Origin of the sequence: Salipaludibacillus sp. CF4.18 (genome assembly GCF_051262595.1) — a bacterium.
Taxonomy (GTDB): Bacteria; Bacillota; Bacilli; order Bacillales; family Salisediminibacteriaceae; genus Salipaludibacillus; species Salipaludibacillus neizhouensis.
Map to the genome: position 1 here is coordinate 1 of NZ_JBIMEV010000186.1, position 271 is coordinate 271.

At 37.3% G+C, this 271-nt stretch carries 1 pseudogene; it reads right to left on the reverse strand.

Going from position 1 to position 271, the window contains the following annotated elements:
• Positions 1-271: pseudogene (locus ACHABW_RS26095) on the reverse strand (IS21 family transposase); the annotation flags it as partial.

Consider the following 271-nt stretch of genomic DNA (forward strand, 5'->3'; position numbering starts at 1 on the left):
ATATCGATTCGATTATAGGTAATCCCTACAAGCGTTTTTTGTTTAGCGAATCGTGGGGATGTCGAATATTTTTTAGTGTCTACTTTTACATAACCAAACTTGTCTGCTGTTAAGGTCTCGTACCGAATACACTGATACTCCTTGGCTGGAAGAACTAGAGACACTTTTTTGTCTTCCTCATGTAATCTAGCAATCTCTTTTTTCTTTTCATAATGAGGACGATAACGATCTTCTTCTATCTCTTGCCATATCACTTGGTTTAGGTCTTCGA